Source organism: Acidovorax sp. KNOB132 (assembly GCF_057541515.1).
In genome coordinates this window covers 1-721 of sequence record NZ_BAAJYT010000623.1, presented here as the reverse complement: position 1 = coordinate 721, position 721 = coordinate 1, and the positions used below count along the sequence as shown (strand labels likewise).

The 721-nt window shown below is 75.9% G+C and carries 1 protein-coding gene; it reads right to left on the bottom strand.

The window, feature by feature from the left end; genetic code table 11:
• Positions 1 to 63: 63 nt before the first annotated feature.
• Positions 64 to 721, bottom strand: a 658-nt coding sequence (locus AC27IO_RS25070; RefSeq protein ID WP_498741326.1) for an ABC transporter ATP-binding protein, incomplete at its 5' end; no start/stop codon positions are given.

Below are 721 nucleotides of genomic sequence, written 5' to 3'. Positions count from 1 at the left end.
ACAGCACGCCGGCCACCGCCAGCGCCAGGGATCGGCCAGCCGCCCACCGCCGCAGCGCGCGCCTCATGCCGCCACCTTGCGCTCGAACGACCACAGCGTGCCGCCATGGCGAGGGTGCCGCGTGTGAACCAGTTCCATGCCGAACACGGCGGCCACGCGGTCGGCGCTCAGCGCCTCATCGGGCGGGCCGTCGGCCACCAGGGCGCCGCGGTCCAGCATCCACACCCGGTCGGCGAACGAAGGCACCAGGCCCAGCTCGTGCAGCGCAGCCACCACGGTGATGCCGAGCCCGCGCACCAGGGCCAGCAGGTCGGCACGCGCCGCGAGGTCGAGGTGGTTGGTGGGCTCGTCCAGCAGCAGCAGCGCGGGCTGCTGCGCCAGGGCGCGGGCCAGGTGCACGCGCTGGCGCTCGCCGCCCGACAGGGTGGACAACGCCCGGTGCACCAGGGAGTCGACCGCGCAGGTGTGCAGGGCCTCGTCCACCGCCCGCGCGTGCTCCGCGCGGCCGGCATGGTGCTGGTGGGGCAGCCGCCCGAGGGCGACGTAATCGTGCACGCGGAACGCGAGGTCGGCGGTTTCGGTCTGCCCCAGCACGGCGATGTGCCGCGCACGCTCGGGCGCCGGCCAGGCGGCCAGGTCGTGCCCGAGCACGCTCACCCGGCCCTCGGTGGGCACGGCCCGCGCGCCCAGCAGCCTCAAAAGCGTGCTCTTGCCCGCGCCG